This window comes from Ferrovum sp. PN-J185, assembly GCF_001581925.1.
Classification (GTDB): Bacteria; Pseudomonadota; Gammaproteobacteria; order Burkholderiales; family Ferrovaceae; genus PN-J185.
This window is the reverse complement of record NZ_LQZA01000003.1, coordinates 82587-98577: the sequence shown is the minus strand read 5'-3', so window position 1 is coordinate 98577 and position 15991 is coordinate 82587. Positions and strand designations below refer to the sequence as shown.

The window sequence follows — 15991 nt, the reverse complement described above, 5'->3', positions numbered from 1 at the left end:
GCGATGTCTTTAAATAATTTAATAAAAAACTGGACAAGTTTCAGAGCTCGTCGTCCATACCTTGATCAGTATAAAAATGCAGATTACAAATGGGCAATGGTCATCGATTTGGATGCTTGTACCGGTTGTAACGCATGTACAACAGCATGTTATGCAGAAAATAATTTACCTGTTGTTGGAAAAGAAAGGTTTGAAAAAGGCCATGCCATGCATTGGATGCGTATTGAAAGATATTGGGGGGAGGGGGAGAGCGTTCCTGTCGATATGGTTCCTGATAGGGGCGCTCAGTTTTTACCGATGATGTGTCAACAATGTGAAGCTGCTCCATGTGAAGTAGTCTGTCCTGTAGGAGCAACGCATCATTCAGCTGATGGATTAAACACCCAGGTATATAACCGCTGTGTAGGCTCTCGTTATTGTTCAGCAAACTGTCCTTATAAAGTTCGCTATTTTAACTGGTGGCAATACGCTGATTCTGCGTGGCCTAACCCCCTAGAGTTACAGCTCAATCCAGATGTTTCTGTAAGAAGTAAAGGGGTTATGGAAAAGTGTACCTTCTGTGTGCAGCGTTTAAGAGAGTCTATGGACCATGCCAAAACAGATGGTCGCTTAGTTCAAGACGGTGAAGTGACAACGGCATGCGCTCAAGCTTGTCCCACATCAGCAATTACTTTTGGAAACCTGGCTAATCCTCAGTCTCAAGTTGCAAAAGTATGGAAAAACCAACAGATAGCGCTTGAAAAAGACAAACAAAAGAAAGATGAGGATTTACGAGGCTATAGAATTTTTGAAGAGTTTAGGACTTATCCATCAGTCGTTTATCTTGAACGAGTGAGAGATTTAGAAGCGTAACAATATAAATAAGAGTCTCAATAAAGGATAAGGGAGAGAGGGGAATTTATGAGCCAAATGATTAATCACGATATACCAGACGATCATGAGATTCAGATCGAAAAGAAATTTATACCTAAAGATCTGGATATAGATAAAGATATTAGTTGGGCGAGAATTAATAAGGATGTATTACGAAGCATGGATCGTCCGCGTCCTATATTTTGGGTAATATTTTTTGCGGCAATGGCATTGTTTTCTTTTGGTGTTTACTGTGAAAAATATCAATATGATAATGGTCTAGGTGTTGCCGATTTAAATAATCCACAAGTGTGGGGGCTCTATATTGCCACCTTCATTTTTTGGATTGGTATGGGGCACTCTGGCACATTGTTATCCGCACTGTTACACATCATCCATGCTGATTGGCGTAAACCTATTTATAGGTACGCTGAAGCAATGACAACTTTTTCGTTGTTAACAGCAGCGCTCTTCGTATTGATTCACTTAGGACGCGTTTGGCAATTTTATTATGTTGTAGCTTACCCTAACGAAAGATGGGTTTGGCCTAACTTTAGTTCTCCTCTAGTGTGGGATGCCACTGCTATTGGAACTTACCTGACTTCATCACTATTATTTTTATATACAGGGATGGTTCCAGATTTGGCGATTTGTCGGGATAACGCAACGGGAGCAAGAAAGAAACTGTATACATTTTTATCATTGGGTTGGCAGGGAACTGACCGTCAGTGGTCAACCTTTAGAGTGACTTATATGACACTAGCCTGTTTCTTAATGCCTTTAGCCGTATCAGTACACTCTATTGTTTCAACAGACTTTGCTGTTTCACAAAATCCAGGTTGGCATATCACCTCATTCCCTCCTTATTTTGTGGCTGGTGCTTTGTATTCAGGCTGCGCTGTGATTATTACACTATTTATCTTATTAAGACATGTATTCCGTTTTGAGGCATATATGACAATGCCTATACTGAATAAGTTAATTAAGATGACTTTTGCAATTGCTATGGTTTGGAATTATTTAAACATCATTGAGTATTCAACCGTTTGGTATAGTGCTAATGAAATTGCCAAACAACAGTTGTTAGACAAAATGACGGGGACTTATGCGCCCGTATTCTGGGGTATGGTTTTTTGTTCTACGGTGATGCCATTCACATTACTAATTAAGTTTGTCAGAACACATTTACCAACATTGATGGTTGTGTCATTAATTTTAAACTTCGGTATGTGGCTTGAGCGTGTGCAAATTATTACCCCTACCTTTGGGCATTCGCAGTACCCATGGACTTGGACTTCTGGTTGGTGGCCAAGTTGGGTTCAGTTTGGCATCGTAGCGGGTAGTTTTGGTTGGTTTACCATGCTCTTTATGTTGTATTGCAAGATCTTCCCTACTATTTCAATGTATGAGGTGAAAGAAATGGTTCATGATCAAAGCAAAATGCTTAAAGCGAAGAAGGTGGCATAATGAAATCACATATACTTGCTTTATATAACGACATGGATGAAGCGGCTCTGGTTTTGGATGAGCTTAATGAGACTAAACTTCCTGGCTTTAGTATGAAAGATGTAGTCATTAAGTCCCCAATTGAACATCCTGAACTGTCTGAGAAGCTTGGCAAACGTCCTGTATACGTTCAACTATTTACGTTAATTGGCGTGTTGTTTGGTCCAATTACAGGCCTTACTTTAGTAGCCTCGGCACAAGCTTCCTTTATCTATCAGGTTCGTGGAGGACGCCCTGTTGTTCCTGTTCCTCCTGATATGGTTTTAACTTACGAGTTCTTTATTCTGTCTGGAGTATTGATGACAGTTATTGGATGTTTTATTGGATGGAAGTTACCTGGTAACAGAAGTCCTTTATATAACACTCGAGTCAGTGAAGATAAAATTGGTATTTTAGTCAAAGCTGAGACCTCAGCTATTCCATATATAAATGAAATATTTAAAAAACATCATTCACTTGAAATCCTGGGGGAGGATAAAAAATGAAACGAGGCGCTCTCTTAAGTTTAATGGTGTTGTTACCCAGTGTCGCTTTTGCTTGGCCGTGGAGTCGAGATATGGCTAACCAAATTAGTATTAAGCCTCAAGAAGGACCTGAGTCAGTTAGACCATACCCACAAACTTCTGTACCTATGGCAGGGACCAAAACAACGCCATTTATTAAAACTCATGATGAAGCAATGAAGTTGAAAAATCCAAACCCAGCAACTGAAAAGTCGATTGGTTATGGTCGTGAATTATTTCAAATTTATTGTGTACCCTGTCATGGAACCTCGGGAACAGGTGATGGTTTGGTTGGCGCAAAGTTGTTGGTGCGTCCCTTTGATCTTACTTCTGACAATGTTCAAAAGATTGTTCCAGAAGGTTATATTTTTGCTCACATTACCTTTGGTGGAGCATTGATGCCGTCATATGGCAATGATATGTATCCAAGTGAAAGATGGGATGTGGTTAACTATGTTCGACACGGACTGGTAGCCGATGACAAAAAAATAGCACAACAAAAAAATACAGTTGGTTCAGCAAAATAATAAAGCGTAAGGGGGAGACAGCGTGATTTCTTTTTCAAGTTGGTCAGTACTAACTGTAGATTTTTTAATTATTCTACATTTGTCGTTAGCAGGGGTGATGTTAGCAGCATTGTTACATCTTGTTGGAGCGAAATGGCGTTTTGATATTCGTGCAATTTCTGTTTCGTTCTTTTCATTATATCCGTTAGCTTTTGTCTTACTTTTAATATTACTTTATGGCGGAAAACTAACCTTTCCATGGGTGGGGTCCTATGAAAAATTACCAACTTGGAATAATTTACCATTCCTAGCTACAAGAGAAATTCTAGGTTTTATCGTGGTAGGTATTTTATATGGCTCATTTGTACGTTTACAGGCAAAAGCAGAAACCAACCCTGATGCCAGTCACAATTTTAGGTGGGTGGCTGCGTTGATTCCATTTGCACATGTATTATTTTGCACAATGGTTGCCTGGGATTTTGAGATGACATTGTTACCTGATTGGGAAAGCTCCATGTATGCCATTTATCATTTCATTAGTGCTTTTGGTATGTATTTGGGGGTACTGGTATTAACTTTATATTTTTTAGACAAATCAGGTGTTTTTATCAAGTCTCCAAGTAGATATGTTTATAACTACATAGCTCAGATGATGCTTGGTTTTTCAATATTATGGGTTTACACCTTTTTTGCTCAATATCTTATTATTTGGTATGCCAATTTTGGTGAAGAAACTGACCGTATATTCTTGATGCAAAACGGCCCTTACGGTAATTTATTTTGGTCGTTTTTTATTATGAAGTTTGTGTTTCCTTTTGTGATGTTGGTATTTCCGTTTAATCGTCATAATCCTAATATGATTGCAGTCATAGCCTGTTCGATTGTTGCTGGAACCTGGATTGAAAGATATACCTGGATTTCAGGTACGTATCCAAGCCACCATATGCCAATGACTGGTGTCTTTGATATTGGCTCAACAGTGATAGTGTTTGGAATTGCTTATATGATCATGAGGAGATCATTAAAAAGGAATCAATTAATAAGATAATATAATTAGAAATATTGAAATTAGTTGAAAAGTAAATCTTAAGCTGGTATAAAGAAAATAAGGTTTTTGCAAGCTTAATTTTTAAGATCTGTTTAGTGACAGTATTTTTAATAATTTGTTACTTTTATTAAAGAAAGTTTGATTAAACTATTTAAAACAAGTCGGATAAAAGGTTAAAGTACCGAAGGGGGGGAAATGCAAAAAAAGTCTATTAGAGAACGTGGTTTCTGGATTATGATTGTTGGTGGCATGCTTACCGGTATGGGAAACGGAAGTGTGTTTGGTGCCACCGTTATGTGTTTTGCTGGACGTGGTAAGTTTCAAGACTGGGGTGGTTGGATGAGCTGGGCTTTTGTGCCATCAACTTTCACAGGGTTTATTGACTGGTGTATGTTGGTGTTTGGATTTGCTTATGTTGCGTTACTAGCAATTTCACTAAAACGCCACAATGCTCTTGAAAATCCAGCTTAATATATAAGGAGACTAACATGTTAAATACAATAGCTGCAGCATTCGGAATTGCTTTAGCATTTTCAAGTATGCTCTTATCTTGGTATATTTTAATGCCGCATGATCGTAGTAATACAAATCACCATTAAAGAATATGGGCTTTAGCAAACGCTAAGGCCTTTGTGTTATGTGTAATTCGTATTAGTAAATTTTGAAGTAAAAAAACAAGGGGGGTAGTAACGATGTTTAAATATTTGCTGGCAAAAAATGAGGATATACCTCATGGTGCATCAGCAGTGTATTGGGGATTTTCAGCCATTGTATGGTTTGTAATTGGTACCGGCTTAGGGTCTTTTAATGCTGCTAAATTAGCTTTTCCAGATTTTGTAACCGGTTATGAGTTCTTGTCTTTTGGGCACATGCGTCAGGTTCACGTTCATGCAGTTATTTTCGGCTGGATTTCAATGGCTTTTGGTATGGCAATGATGTATATCACACCTGCCTTGGGTAACACCAGACTATGGTCAGAGAAGCTTGGCTTATGGAATGCTTTTCTATGGAACGTTGGTCTTTCATTAGGCTTAACCGTTTTGTGGGCGGGTATGACTTCTGGTCGTGAGTATTCTGATTTCCCATGGTTTATTGACCTTTACATTATTTGCTTTATGGTAGTCCCACTTGGTGTAAACGTTTGGATGACGATCATAAATCGTAGAACTCAAGGTATTTACACCACTAACTGGTTCTTTGCAGCGGCAACCTTTATGTTGGCTATTGTATTTACTGTTGGTAATCTACCCGAGTTTTTCCACTTAACTGGTTTGACAGAAGCTTATCTTACATGGTGGTTTGCTCACAATGTACTCGGCTTGTGGATTACTCCTGTTGCTGCAGCTATTGCTTATTACACCATACCAAAAGTTACAGGTAACCCACTTTATTCACACCGTATTGGTCATTTGCATTTTTGGTCTGTAGTTGTGTTTTATTCAACACCTGCTGCTCACCACTTAATGTCAGCACCGTTACCTGAGTGGCTCAAATCATTTGCGTCAGTTGAAGGTGTGTTAATTTTGGTACCTGCAATTGCATTCGTATCCAATATTCTTCTTACCATGCAAGGTAAGTGGAACATGTTTGTTGAAAATATCGAAGTTAGATTTACTGTTACAGGCTGTTTGATGGCTATTCCATTGAACATGCAAGGCGGTTTTCAGCAAACACGCGCAATTAACTGGTACATCCATGGTACTGGCTGGATTGTTGCTCACGCACATTTGGCTCTACTTGGTTTTTCAACCTTCTTAGAAGCTGCTGCAGTGTATTTGGGTTTACAAAGCATGATGCGTCGTAAACTTTACTCTTTAACTCTTGCTAACATCCACTTCTGGTTACTGTTGATTGGATTTACCACCTACTGGGTATCCATGACAATTGCTGGATTGATTCAAGGTGCCGGTAAGATTTATGAAGTACCATATATTGACGTGGTTATTGCAGAACACCCATACATGATCGCCCGCTGGATTGGTGGTACGCTTGTGTTTGTTGGTAACTGTTTCTGGCTCTACAATATGTGGATGACAGCACGTGAAGGTACAGAAGTTCCACAAGGTCGTATGCCACACGAACTGGCTTACGAGCGTTAAAATTTAACTAATAATAAGAGGTAAAACGACATGAATTTTAGAGAGTATAAAGTCGGATCCCGTTTCTTTGCCTTAGCGCTAGGCGGATCAATGACAATTACATTGTTATTACCCAGTTTTGATATTTCTTCAGTAAGCGCCACAGAAGTGGCGCTAGACAAACAACTCTGGGCAGGACATGAGTCAGGATTTAGTTTAGATGACCCATTACTGTTAGGTTGGAATCGCCCTGAGAAAGTAATATTAAAAACTGATCCAAAAACAGGACAGCCTATTGAGCCAACTACTGCCTACGTTTATGAGAAAGGTACTCCTTTCCCTGGTGGCGTATTACATCCAGGAAATTTAGGTAAGGTTTCAGAAAGACTGAGTATTGATCAAGGTCATATTAACGAAGCAAGTAAAGATCAGGGCGCGGTATTCTTGATCCGTTCAAATGACCAAAAGCAATATTACATTGAAGATGCAACAGCAACTAAAGGTTGGAATCCAGAACAAGTTTTAAAAGCAGCTGGTGATGCCAACACCTATTATGCTAGTGCAGGTAAATCAATATTTGTTCGTGAGGGTTGCTGGTGGTGTCATACATTGTTACCTGAACAAACTCAGGATTGGCAAGTATTTGGTGCCCCACCTATGTTAGGTGACTTTAACGGAGAATCTCCAACTGCATTTGGTTCTGATCGTAAAGCTCCAGACTTATTGCATGTTGGCTCACGTAATGCATCAAAAGAATGGTTGATGTTGCACTTTTTCAACCCAAGATTGGTACAACCTCATTCAATTATGCCTCGCTTTGATTATCTCTGGGGTAAAGTTGATGCTAACGGTAAACCAATCGATTATGCTAAATGGCGTAAAGAATACAGTGAGTACGCAGAAGGTAAGAGAATTTACCCACCTGAAGTACCAATGTATGCGTCAAATAGCGATGCAAGACATTTGATAGATTTTATTTTAAATCTTAAGTAATACGTTGTATCGAGGTGGGGTATTTACCCCACCTAAATTAATCAAGAATTATAGGGGGGAATATGGGCTGGTCATTTAAAGATCCATTAGTTACGCTCAGTGATGATGAAACCACAGAAAAAAATAAAAGATTGTGGGAAAGAGAATTGTTAGGTGGTTTGACAGAAGACAATAATCCAGTTCCAGTACCGGTAGTATGGTTGGTTCTGTTAACTGTGGTTACAGCATTTTTGGTTACTTTCCCACTTTGGGGGCAGCGTCCAACAGCAAAGTTATTTTTGCCATACGTTGAGGCAATGCAAAACCCTGAGGTATTAAATGCTAAAAATGATGACGAAGCATTGAAGTTAGTTGAAAAAATAGCTAAGCAAGATCCAAACGCAAATCAAGCTTTGCTAGAAAGACATCCCGTTACCATGGATGACTTAAGAATTGTAGCGCCACAAATTGAAGCTTTAAAAGCACATAATGCTCACTTGGGTGACTATACAGTTGTAGGTCCAAATGTTGTTTTAGCAAACTTTGAAGGAAACTATCGTCCTGATGGAAGCCGAATTCGCCAGCAACCTTGGTGGGATAAGGGTTACACCATTGACTTGTTCTATTTGTCTTATTTCTTCTTGGCTGTTTTCTTGATGATTAAGCGTTTGCCACCCACTTCATGGCAACCAAGACACGGTCACGTTGAAGAATAATTTTAGGAGAAAATAAATGATCGAATTAGATTATGGTCCTTTAGCAATTATGTTGCCAATTACGGTTGCCTTTGTGTTTCCTTTTATCTATAGTTTTTTCGTAGATAATTACGATAAAGATAAGCCACAAATTAAAAGCTAATTGATTTGTCTTGTTTTAAACAATATGCCACACTAAAGTGTGGCATATTTATTTAGTAGATTTGAAAATGTATAAATTCTTTACAACGTATTTATTGAATATTTCTACCCAATACTCGGGTTATAACGCCAATGTAGATTTGAGTATTGAAGGTATGCGTAGCCAGAAATTTGGTTATGGAATTTTTGTTTTCTTAATGGTCGGTATTGCAGTTTTTTGCGGCATTATATTTGCTACTATTCGTGAGCAAATGCGTGAAGGAAAAATGCGCACAGGCGAAAAAATTATGTTTGGTGCCATAATAATGGGTGTGGTTGTTGCCGTTATTTTTGGTGGTGCGCAATTGTTAAACGGATTCTTATTCTAGAACTAGATTATTAAATTCTTGTCCAAAGAAATATATTAAGGAGAATGTCATGAACTTTTTTGACTCATTAGGTGACGGTTGGACAATTTACTTATGGCTTATTGCTGGTGGCTTAATTATTATTGCATCAATTTATGGTATTCGTTGGGCGTCAAAAAACAATCAATTTGATGAAGATATTAAATACTTGGTCTTCTCAGAATCAGATAAAGAAAAAATGACTCCAGAAGATTTTGCTAAAAGTCGTGAAGTGTTAGCAAAACAGGAAGATGAACGTGTTAAATTCCTTAAAGCTACTGGAAAACTATAAGAAAGAATGAAATGAGACGTGGTGAAAAAATAGTCTACGCCATCATGGCAGTTGTGATTGTTTCAGTGATGGCTAGAAACTTTATTAATATAGAAACACAGAAGCAACCTGATCAAGGTATTCCCTTTTATACAACAGCTAACCATCAGTTAATGCAAGAAGCATCCTTGATCTACAAGGAACAAGATTGTAAGCAATGCCATTCCTTATGGACTGTGAAAAACATGATGGAAACTATACCTGCTCCAGCCTTAGATGGTATTGGTTCAATTAGAAGTGAAGAGTGGTTTTATAATTATTTTTCTGCGAAAGTACCTCAAGATATTTTGCCTAGTCGTCTAAAAAAAGAATATAGAATGCCTTCCTACGCATCACTTTCGGAGCATGATAGACGTCTCTTAGCTCAGTATATGGCTAGTTTGAAAGTAAAAGACTGGTATCTTGAACAGACAAAGAAAATGGAATACGAAAAATTAACTGGCAAGGTTTATGCTAAAAAATGAATAAAAGACCGCAAGATGATCGTCTTTTAAAAGGCTTTATTGCTTTCGGCATCGCCGCAGCGTTACTTCATTTTGGCGATTTGTTATTGGATTCTCACATAGAATTATTTAACGGAATTGCTTACTTTAGTTTTTCTTGGATTACTGCTGTGTTCTTCCTGCCTTTTATATCAGGTATTATTGTTGCCTATATTTTTGGTGGTGGTGGAAAATGGCTGGCAGTCTTTCCTCCGTTACTCGTAAGAGTAATGGCTTTATACCAAGTCACCAACAGTCCTTTACCTGATCATATGTCTCGTGAGCCAATTGGATGGTGGGGATTCTTTTTGATTCTCATAATGGAGTCTGCCATGATTGGTGGCGTGGTGGGTGAGGTTATAAACAAAAGAACATATGGTAGAAGAGCAAAAAATGTTGTCTATAAAAAAAATTAACGTCAATTATCTCATTTAGTACATGGCTAATTACAATAAAAAACAACTCTCACCAGAGGAGAGACGTAAAAGAAAACGTTATCTACATGCAACTATTGTGACTTGTGTCATTGCTGTGATGATTGGTAGTACTCTACACGTGATTAAGCTTGGATCCATACGTATGGAAGACATGCGTAATCTTGCTACCTATAATTTACAAGATGAAAGTAAACGTATTCGTGCTGCGGGCGAAGATATTACACTGCAAGAAAAACACGAACATGGTCAGGCTGCAAATCGTGGTTATAATGCAGCAGAAATTGAACAGTTGTTATCACGAGAGCAATGGGCTGATGTTGAAACCATGGTAAAGGTTGCTGCGGGTGGTTTTATCATGGGAACAAACCTGGAACGCGCTGATGTTCAAGATAAGCCACAACACACTGTTACTCTTCCTACCTATTACATTGATAAGTACTTAGTAACTAATGCCCAATATGCAAAATTTGTTTATCAAAGTCACCATCGTCCACCATTGAATTGGAAAAACGGGCGTATCCCAAATGGTGAAAAGATGCATCCAGTTACAATGGTGACTTGGTATGACGCTAAAGATTATTGTAAATGGGATGGCAAAAGATTACCCACAGAAGCTGAGTTTGAAAAGGCTGCTAGAGGGCAGGATGGGAGACGTTGGCCTTGGGGAAATATCATGGACCCTAAAAACGTAAACACATACTATGACGTAGGCTCTGCTACAGATGTAGGTGCCTTTCCGACGGGTGTGAGCCCCTATGGCGCCATGGACATGGCCGGCAATGTGGATGAGTGGGTAGACAGCGAATTTCTTCCCTATAAAGGCTCCAGTGCCCCCTCTGAGCTTTTTCAAGGTAAGGTCTCAGTACAAGACAACGCACAAGATCAGCAATTGAAAATTTCTGATCAAATTAATGTTAAATCCCATTACAAAGTTTTACGTGGTGGCTCATGGAAGGGAGATCCTTTTTCTACATCTAGCTTCCATAGAAATTTTGCTTTTGCTAATTACGCTTCAGACTTTTATGGTTTTCGTTGTGCTAGCGACTCTCCTGCAAAAGGGCATTAGGCATGAAAAAAATATCTTATTTACTTGTTTTTTATGTTGGATTGATTGCAGCTATTGCTAGTCAATCTGCCTATGCAATTGATAGCTACCGCTATTTACATGTCACTATTGATACACCATGGAGTATTTTTTTATTTCTGTTAATTGGTATCTTTGCTCCATTTATACTAATGGCTGTTTTAATTTGGCGTTACTCCACTCGTTATAAATCAGATGAAGAGTCAACAGAAGTTAATCATGACTCTGGTCAAAATTAAAAAGGATAATAAGCGGTATGAAACTGGGTCAAGTTGTTACGCTTTTTTTAATTGTTCTGTTGTCCTTCTCTAGTATTCAACTCGCTTTTGCCGACAATACCTTATCCACCAAATCATCCGTTGAGAAAGATGTAAACGGTATTCAAGTTCTTGAAGCGTTTGATAAGCAAAAAGAAGAAAAAGAACAACAAGATCAAGATCAAATTAGTGCTCACAAGAAACAAGTCATTATGTTTCTTATTGGAATTCCTTTGCTTGTATTACTACTAGTTACTGGAGCTTTAGGTATAGCCGTTGGAGTTTTTGGTAAGCCTTGGTTTGTCGCTCACATGATATTAGCTGGCTTAACAATGACCTTAGCGATCGTACACTTAATTGTAGGATTGGTTTGGTTTTATCCTTTTTAAGGTGAGTGTATGATCCGGTTAGTTGGTCTATACGCCTGTTCCGGATTTCTAGCGTTGGTCTATGAGGTGCTATGGATGCGCCTCGTTTCCATTCAATTTGGAGTAAGTTCTTTTGCCGTTGTTGTAACGGTGGCTGCATTCATGTTTGGTCTAGGACTTGGTGCCTGGCGTTTCTCAAAAGAGTGGATTCCTTCATTAAAAACGCCTACTTATTTAGGTTGGATCGAGTTTGGGTTAAGCCTGTTCGCTATATTTTTGCCAACACTGGTCAGAATTAGCTCGCCTTTTATTGATTCAGCAGCTGTGCGCTTTTCTAATGAGTTGTGGCATTTGCTGATTATTTTATCGGCCTTAATTTTACTGAGTATTCCTGCTTATGCCATGGGAGCAGGTTTTTCTTTGGTATTAAAATACGTAAATAATCAGACGCGTTTGCTTCCTTGGATTTATGGATTAAATACCTTTGGTGCTGTACTAGGAGCCTTATTCCCTTTGTGGGCATTACCCCATTTTGGTTGGGTAGCAAGTTTACGCATTACGGCATTATTAGGAATTGCTCTGGCATTGTCTTTCTGGTTTCTTCTACCTAAAACTCACAACACTCATAGAGCGGCTGGTAGACCCACCTTACGTCCGCCCATTTCTTCACTGATTAATTATGGAATTTTAGGCGCCTTAAGCCTTGCCTTAGAGGTGGCTTGGACAAGATTATTTGGTCTAATTATGCTGCGCACAGAGTATGTTTTAGCGTTGATACTAGCTACATTTTTACTCGGTATCGCTATAGGAAGTGTACTGACTGTCAAGGCGGGACGGTATGACTGGCTTAAAGTTTTACCCTGGGTGGTGAGTGCAGGAATATTTTTATCACTATTAGAATGGGTGCCTGTTTCAGCTTATTTAGAAACAGCTCAATTTAGTGATTTTAATCAAGCGTTAATTGTTCAAGGGCTACTGATGTTGGGTATGACTTTACCTGTTACTTTAAGCCTAGGTGCCTGGTTACCGTTATTAACTAATAAATTTGATAACTCTGGCCAATGGTTTTATTCAGTGAATGCGCTAGGTGGCGGAGTAGGAGCGCTGTTGACTGGTTTTGTGTTTATTCCTTTATTGGGTACGACCACAACATTAGGACTGATTGCTTTTTTGTTTCTTTTTCTTGAATTTAATATTAAAAATAAAATTCAGTGGGTTGTTTTACCTGTTGCAGCAGGGCTTCTCTTTTGGGCCTCTATCATGCCGCCTACGTCACGATTGTTGCCCCAAGAAATGGGGCATAGCCATGATATATACCATTATGAAGATGCCATTGCTATGACAGAGGTGGTCGAACAGCCTAACGGTCAACGCTATTTATTAACGGATTTACAAAGGCGCGATGCCTCAAGTGACCCAACGGCAGTTTTTACACAACAGAATCAGGTGTTTTTTCCACTTATTTATCATGGAAACCCACATAGTTTATTACTCTTAGGATTAGGTACAGGTATCTCAGATGAAGGGTCAGCTCAATTCAAGGACTTAACCAGAACCGCAGTAGAGCTATCCCGAGGAGCCATTATTGGAGCCAGAGAATGGTTTGCGCCGTTAAATAAAAATGCATTAAACCAAACTGTAGTGATTCAAGATGATGCAAGACATTTTTTAAGCGCTCACCAAGATCATTATGACGTCATAGTTGGTGATTTATTCCATCCTGATCTAGCCGGCGTTTCATCGCTCTTATCACTAGAACAATTTCAACGAGTACGTCAGCATCTCAATCAGCATGGCCTATTTGTTCAATGGCTGGCTCTTAATCAGTTTGATCTACCTTCTTTTCAGGTGGTATTAAAAACATTTAAAACAGTATTTCCTCAAGCTGTCATGTTTATGGATGGAATGCATGTGGCATTGGTTGGAAGCATCGATGATACCCTTGATGTGAATGGTTTATTCAACAAACAAGCAATCAGTAACCAGCAATCTGATAATCTTGGTGAATCTTCCATTACTTGGCTTGGGCGATACTGGGGAGCAATACCAGATAATCATGCTCCCCTACAGGATGAATGGGCTCCAGTGATAGAGTTTTCTCTACCGCGCTTACATTACAGTAAAGCCAATGAACTAGTACAAGTCTTGTCATATATGATGTCTAAAAGACCTAGTTTAGACCAGGCTAAAAAAGACTTATCACTGCCTGCTCCGCTTGTTAAAAGTTTTGAAGGAAGCTATATAGCCAGCGACTTCTTAGTACGCTCTTGGTTAGCAACATTTAGTGGACAAGATAGAGAAGCGGATCATTTGATCCAGTTGGCTTATCAAGCAAATCCAAAAGATCGTTGGGTTGACTACGCACTTAGTGATCAGCTATTCGCTAACCAAAAGGCAATATTATCTCAAGGAATGGATGAGAAAACGTTACTTAAACGTATCTTAACCATTAACCCTTATCATGTAGAGGCTTGGCGTTCATTGTGGCATCTTCAACAGGTAGAACACGATCCTAGCGCAAGTAGTTCATTAGCTCAAATTTTACGTTTGGCTCCTCTTGACCTTGAAGCCAACTCGGCGAAGAATGGAGGTTTGTAGTGTTTGATTTAGGTGAATCTTACCCATGAGTAACCTTACTCTTGCTCCAAACCATTATCATCTGCGTCGACGTGCAGCGCAGTTTCTATCTGTTTTATTGGTCATTCTAATCCCAGCTCTTGGCATATTTCGTCTTGATCCTATTGCCGGGGCGATGGTGGTATTGGGTCGTCAGATTTGGTTTGCTGATTTCTTTTTAGTTGCTGGATTATGGATTTTAGTAGTATGTTTTTTAGTCATGTTGTATTCCATCGCAGGCACAGTATTTTGTGGATGGGTATGTCCACAAAATATTATGGCCGAATGGGCTAATTTTATGACTCATAAACTACTCGGTAAAAGGGCAGAAGTTAGTCTTGAGGGTGATGCACCTCTGGTTGCACCTAATAAAAATAAAGCACTGAATTGGACATTATTAGGATTGTCATTTTTGCTGGCCGCGATGTTTTTTGCTGTGATTCCATTATTTTATTTTTATCCACCACAGGTGGTATGGGATTTTCTGGCATGGAATTCTAATCCTAAACTGGCTCGTTCACTGCATTACATCTACTCTGTGGTAGTAATTATTATTTTTATAGATATCGCTATTATCCGACACTTTTGGTGCCGTTTTGCTTGTGTATATCGAGTATGGCAGCACAGCTTTAAAACACGTGAGACACTACATATTAAGTACGATGAGTCGCGTTCCTCTGAATGTTTGAAATGTAATTACTGTGTCACCGCCTGTTTTATCGATCTCGATCCTAAGAAAACTGACATCTACGACAGCTGTATTAATTGTGGTGAATGTATTGATGCATGCAATAAGTTGCACGCCAAGAAAAATGAACCTGGTTTGTTAACCTTTGAAATGGGTGAGAGGAAAGAGAAGAAAGAGTCCCGTATTAGTTTTAAAAATGCAGGTATTTCTCTTGATACTAGAACACGCTGGGTAAGTGTTATTGGTTTGATGGGACTGTCATTTTTTATTTGGGGATTGATAAGTTGGCAGCCCTATCATTTGGCTGTATATAAAGCAGAAGGATTAAAAAACGCCACCAGTCGTGATTATCAGATTTCTGTAGCTAATAAACAGTATCGTGATGGAGTGATAGCTTTTTCTGTAGAAGGGTTGACCCCTGATCAATATCATTTAGCTACTGAGCAAGTGGTTGTCCCCGCTTCATCACGTTACTCGATGATATTAAGTTTATCGCCAACCATAGCCCATGGTATACACCGCGTAATTATTAGCGCTAAATCACCACAAGGTTGGGAAGAGCGTTTTCCTATACAGTATTTTGCAGAATAGTGAGGAGGGGTTGGTGATGGAAGAAAACAATGATAATAGTACCAAGCTTGATAAAGTTGAGTCACAGTGGGGAAAACTCTCTGATGACCATTTGGGCTATGCCTCAGATGAAGAAAGACGCGCAAAAAGAGGTTTGGAAGATTGGGAGCTAGTGGAAAAAATTCCTGAGTCACAGCGCCCTGTTCCCTATTGGTTTTTTGCTGTGGTGGGAGTGGTATTACTCGTTGGTGTGGGATTGGCCTTTCCTTTTTGGGGAACACGTCCAGGACATCAAAAACATTGGATAGACTGGGGATTTGCCATCGCTTTAGCGTATATTAGTGTGGCTGGATACTTTGTTTATTATATGGTTAAGTGGCATGGTGACACAGCCCATGCTAAGGCCAATCAGAAACAAGAAGACAACGTTGAGGGTAAGGGAGAATAGTA

General features: G+C 39.2%; 20 protein-coding genes. All 20 read left to right on the top strand.

Annotated features, from left to right (window positions below; all coding sequences use genetic code 11):
• Positions 1-3 precede the first annotated feature (3 nt).
• The 20 genes from FV185_RS06565 to FV185_RS06475 all read left to right on the top strand — a co-directional run bounded on the left by FV185_RS06565 (position 4) and on the right by FV185_RS06475 (position 15989).
• Positions 4-852, top strand: a complete 849-nt coding sequence (locus FV185_RS06565) for a 4Fe-4S dicluster domain-containing protein (RefSeq protein ID WP_067495352.1) — start codon at positions 4-6, stop codon at positions 850-852.
• 48 nt (positions 853-900) lie between these two features.
• Positions 901-2319: an NrfD/PsrC family molybdoenzyme membrane anchor subunit gene (gene nrfD, locus FV185_RS06560; protein ID WP_067495350.1), complete on the top strand. Its 1419-nt coding sequence runs from the start codon at positions 901-903 to the stop codon at positions 2317-2319.
• Positions 2319-2843, top strand: a complete 525-nt coding sequence (locus tag FV185_RS06555) for a quinol:electron acceptor oxidoreductase subunit ActD (RefSeq protein WP_197457809.1) — start codon at positions 2319-2321, stop codon at positions 2841-2843. The genes nrfD and FV185_RS06555 overlap by 1 nt, the downstream gene beginning before the upstream one ends.
• Entirely contained in the window at positions 2840-3388 is a 549-nt protein-coding gene (locus tag FV185_RS06550; RefSeq protein ID WP_067495345.1) for a c-type cytochrome, read from the top strand. The genes FV185_RS06555 and FV185_RS06550 overlap by 4 nt, the downstream gene beginning before the upstream one ends.
• 22 nt (positions 3389-3410) lie before the next feature.
• The gene (locus tag FV185_RS06545; protein WP_067495343.1) at positions 3411-4415 is read left to right on the top strand and encodes a hypothetical protein; all 1005 of its coding nucleotides are present in this window, start codon (positions 3411-3413) and stop codon (positions 4413-4415) included.
• A 195-nt stretch (positions 4416-4610) separates the two neighbouring features.
• On the top strand, positions 4611-4886 hold the full coding sequence (locus tag FV185_RS06540) for a hypothetical protein (RefSeq protein WP_067495341.1): 276 nt from the start codon (positions 4611-4613) through the stop codon (positions 4884-4886).
• A 221-nt stretch (positions 4887-5107) separates the two neighbouring features.
• Complete coding sequence (locus tag FV185_RS06535; RefSeq protein WP_067495338.1) at positions 5108-6514, top strand: cbb3-type cytochrome c oxidase subunit I; 1407 nt, start codon at positions 5108-5110, stop codon at positions 6512-6514.
• Positions 6515-6544: 30 nt separating this feature from the next.
• Entirely contained in the window at positions 6545-7486 is a 942-nt protein-coding gene (locus FV185_RS06530) for a cbb3-type cytochrome c oxidase subunit II (RefSeq protein ID WP_067495335.1), read from the top strand.
• 62 nt (positions 7487-7548) lie between these two features.
• Positions 7549-8181 (top strand): hypothetical protein, encoded by a 633-nt coding sequence (locus tag FV185_RS06525; protein WP_067495332.1) that lies wholly within the window; start codon positions 7549-7551, stop codon positions 8179-8181.
• Between the two features lie 16 nt (positions 8182-8197).
• Complete coding sequence (locus tag FV185_RS09805; RefSeq protein WP_267865386.1) at positions 8198-8323, top strand: hypothetical protein; 126 nt, start codon at positions 8198-8200, stop codon at positions 8321-8323.
• A gap of 94 nt (positions 8324-8417) precedes the next feature.
• Complete coding sequence (locus FV185_RS06520; protein WP_197457808.1) at positions 8418-8690, top strand: hypothetical protein; 273 nt, start codon at positions 8418-8420, stop codon at positions 8688-8690.
• Positions 8691-8739: 49 nt separating this feature from the next.
• Positions 8740-9000, top strand: coding sequence for a hypothetical protein (locus FV185_RS06515; RefSeq protein ID WP_067495327.1), 261 nt, complete (start codon positions 8740-8742; stop codon positions 8998-9000).
• Between the two features lie 11 nt (positions 9001-9011).
• Positions 9012-9503, top strand: coding sequence for a c-type cytochrome (locus FV185_RS06510; protein ID WP_067495325.1), 492 nt, complete (start codon positions 9012-9014; stop codon positions 9501-9503).
• Positions 9500-9937 carry a hypothetical protein gene (locus FV185_RS06505; protein ID WP_067495322.1) on the top strand — a complete coding sequence of 146 codons (438 nt, stop codon included), beginning with the start codon at positions 9500-9502 and terminating at the stop codon, positions 9935-9937. Before FV185_RS06510 ends, FV185_RS06505 begins: the two co-directional genes overlap by 4 nt.
• Positions 9938-9959: 22 nt before the next feature.
• Positions 9960-11024: a formylglycine-generating enzyme family protein gene (locus tag FV185_RS06500; protein WP_067495318.1), complete on the top strand. Its 1065-nt coding sequence runs from the start codon at positions 9960-9962 to the stop codon at positions 11022-11024.
• A gap of 2 nt (positions 11025-11026) precedes the next feature.
• Positions 11027-11281, top strand: a complete 255-nt coding sequence (locus tag FV185_RS06495) for a hypothetical protein (RefSeq protein ID WP_067495315.1) — start codon at positions 11027-11029, stop codon at positions 11279-11281.
• A 17-nt stretch (positions 11282-11298) separates the two neighbouring features.
• The gene (locus tag FV185_RS06490) at positions 11299-11688 is read left to right on the top strand and encodes a hypothetical protein (protein ID WP_067495313.1); all 390 of its coding nucleotides are present in this window, start codon (positions 11299-11301) and stop codon (positions 11686-11688) included.
• 9 nt (positions 11689-11697) lie between these two features.
• Positions 11698-14265: a fused MFS/spermidine synthase gene (locus tag FV185_RS06485; protein ID WP_156474199.1), complete on the top strand. Its 2568-nt coding sequence runs from the start codon at positions 11698-11700 to the stop codon at positions 14263-14265.
• A 25-nt stretch (positions 14266-14290) separates the two neighbouring features.
• The gene (locus tag FV185_RS06480) at positions 14291-15562 is read left to right on the top strand and encodes a 4Fe-4S binding protein (RefSeq protein ID WP_067495308.1); all 1272 of its coding nucleotides are present in this window, start codon (positions 14291-14293) and stop codon (positions 15560-15562) included.
• Between the two features lie 16 nt (positions 15563-15578).
• A complete protein-coding gene (locus FV185_RS06475; RefSeq protein ID WP_067495305.1) occupies positions 15579-15989 on the top strand; it encodes a hypothetical protein in 411 nt (136 codons plus the stop codon).
• Positions 15990-15991 lie beyond the last annotated feature (2 nt).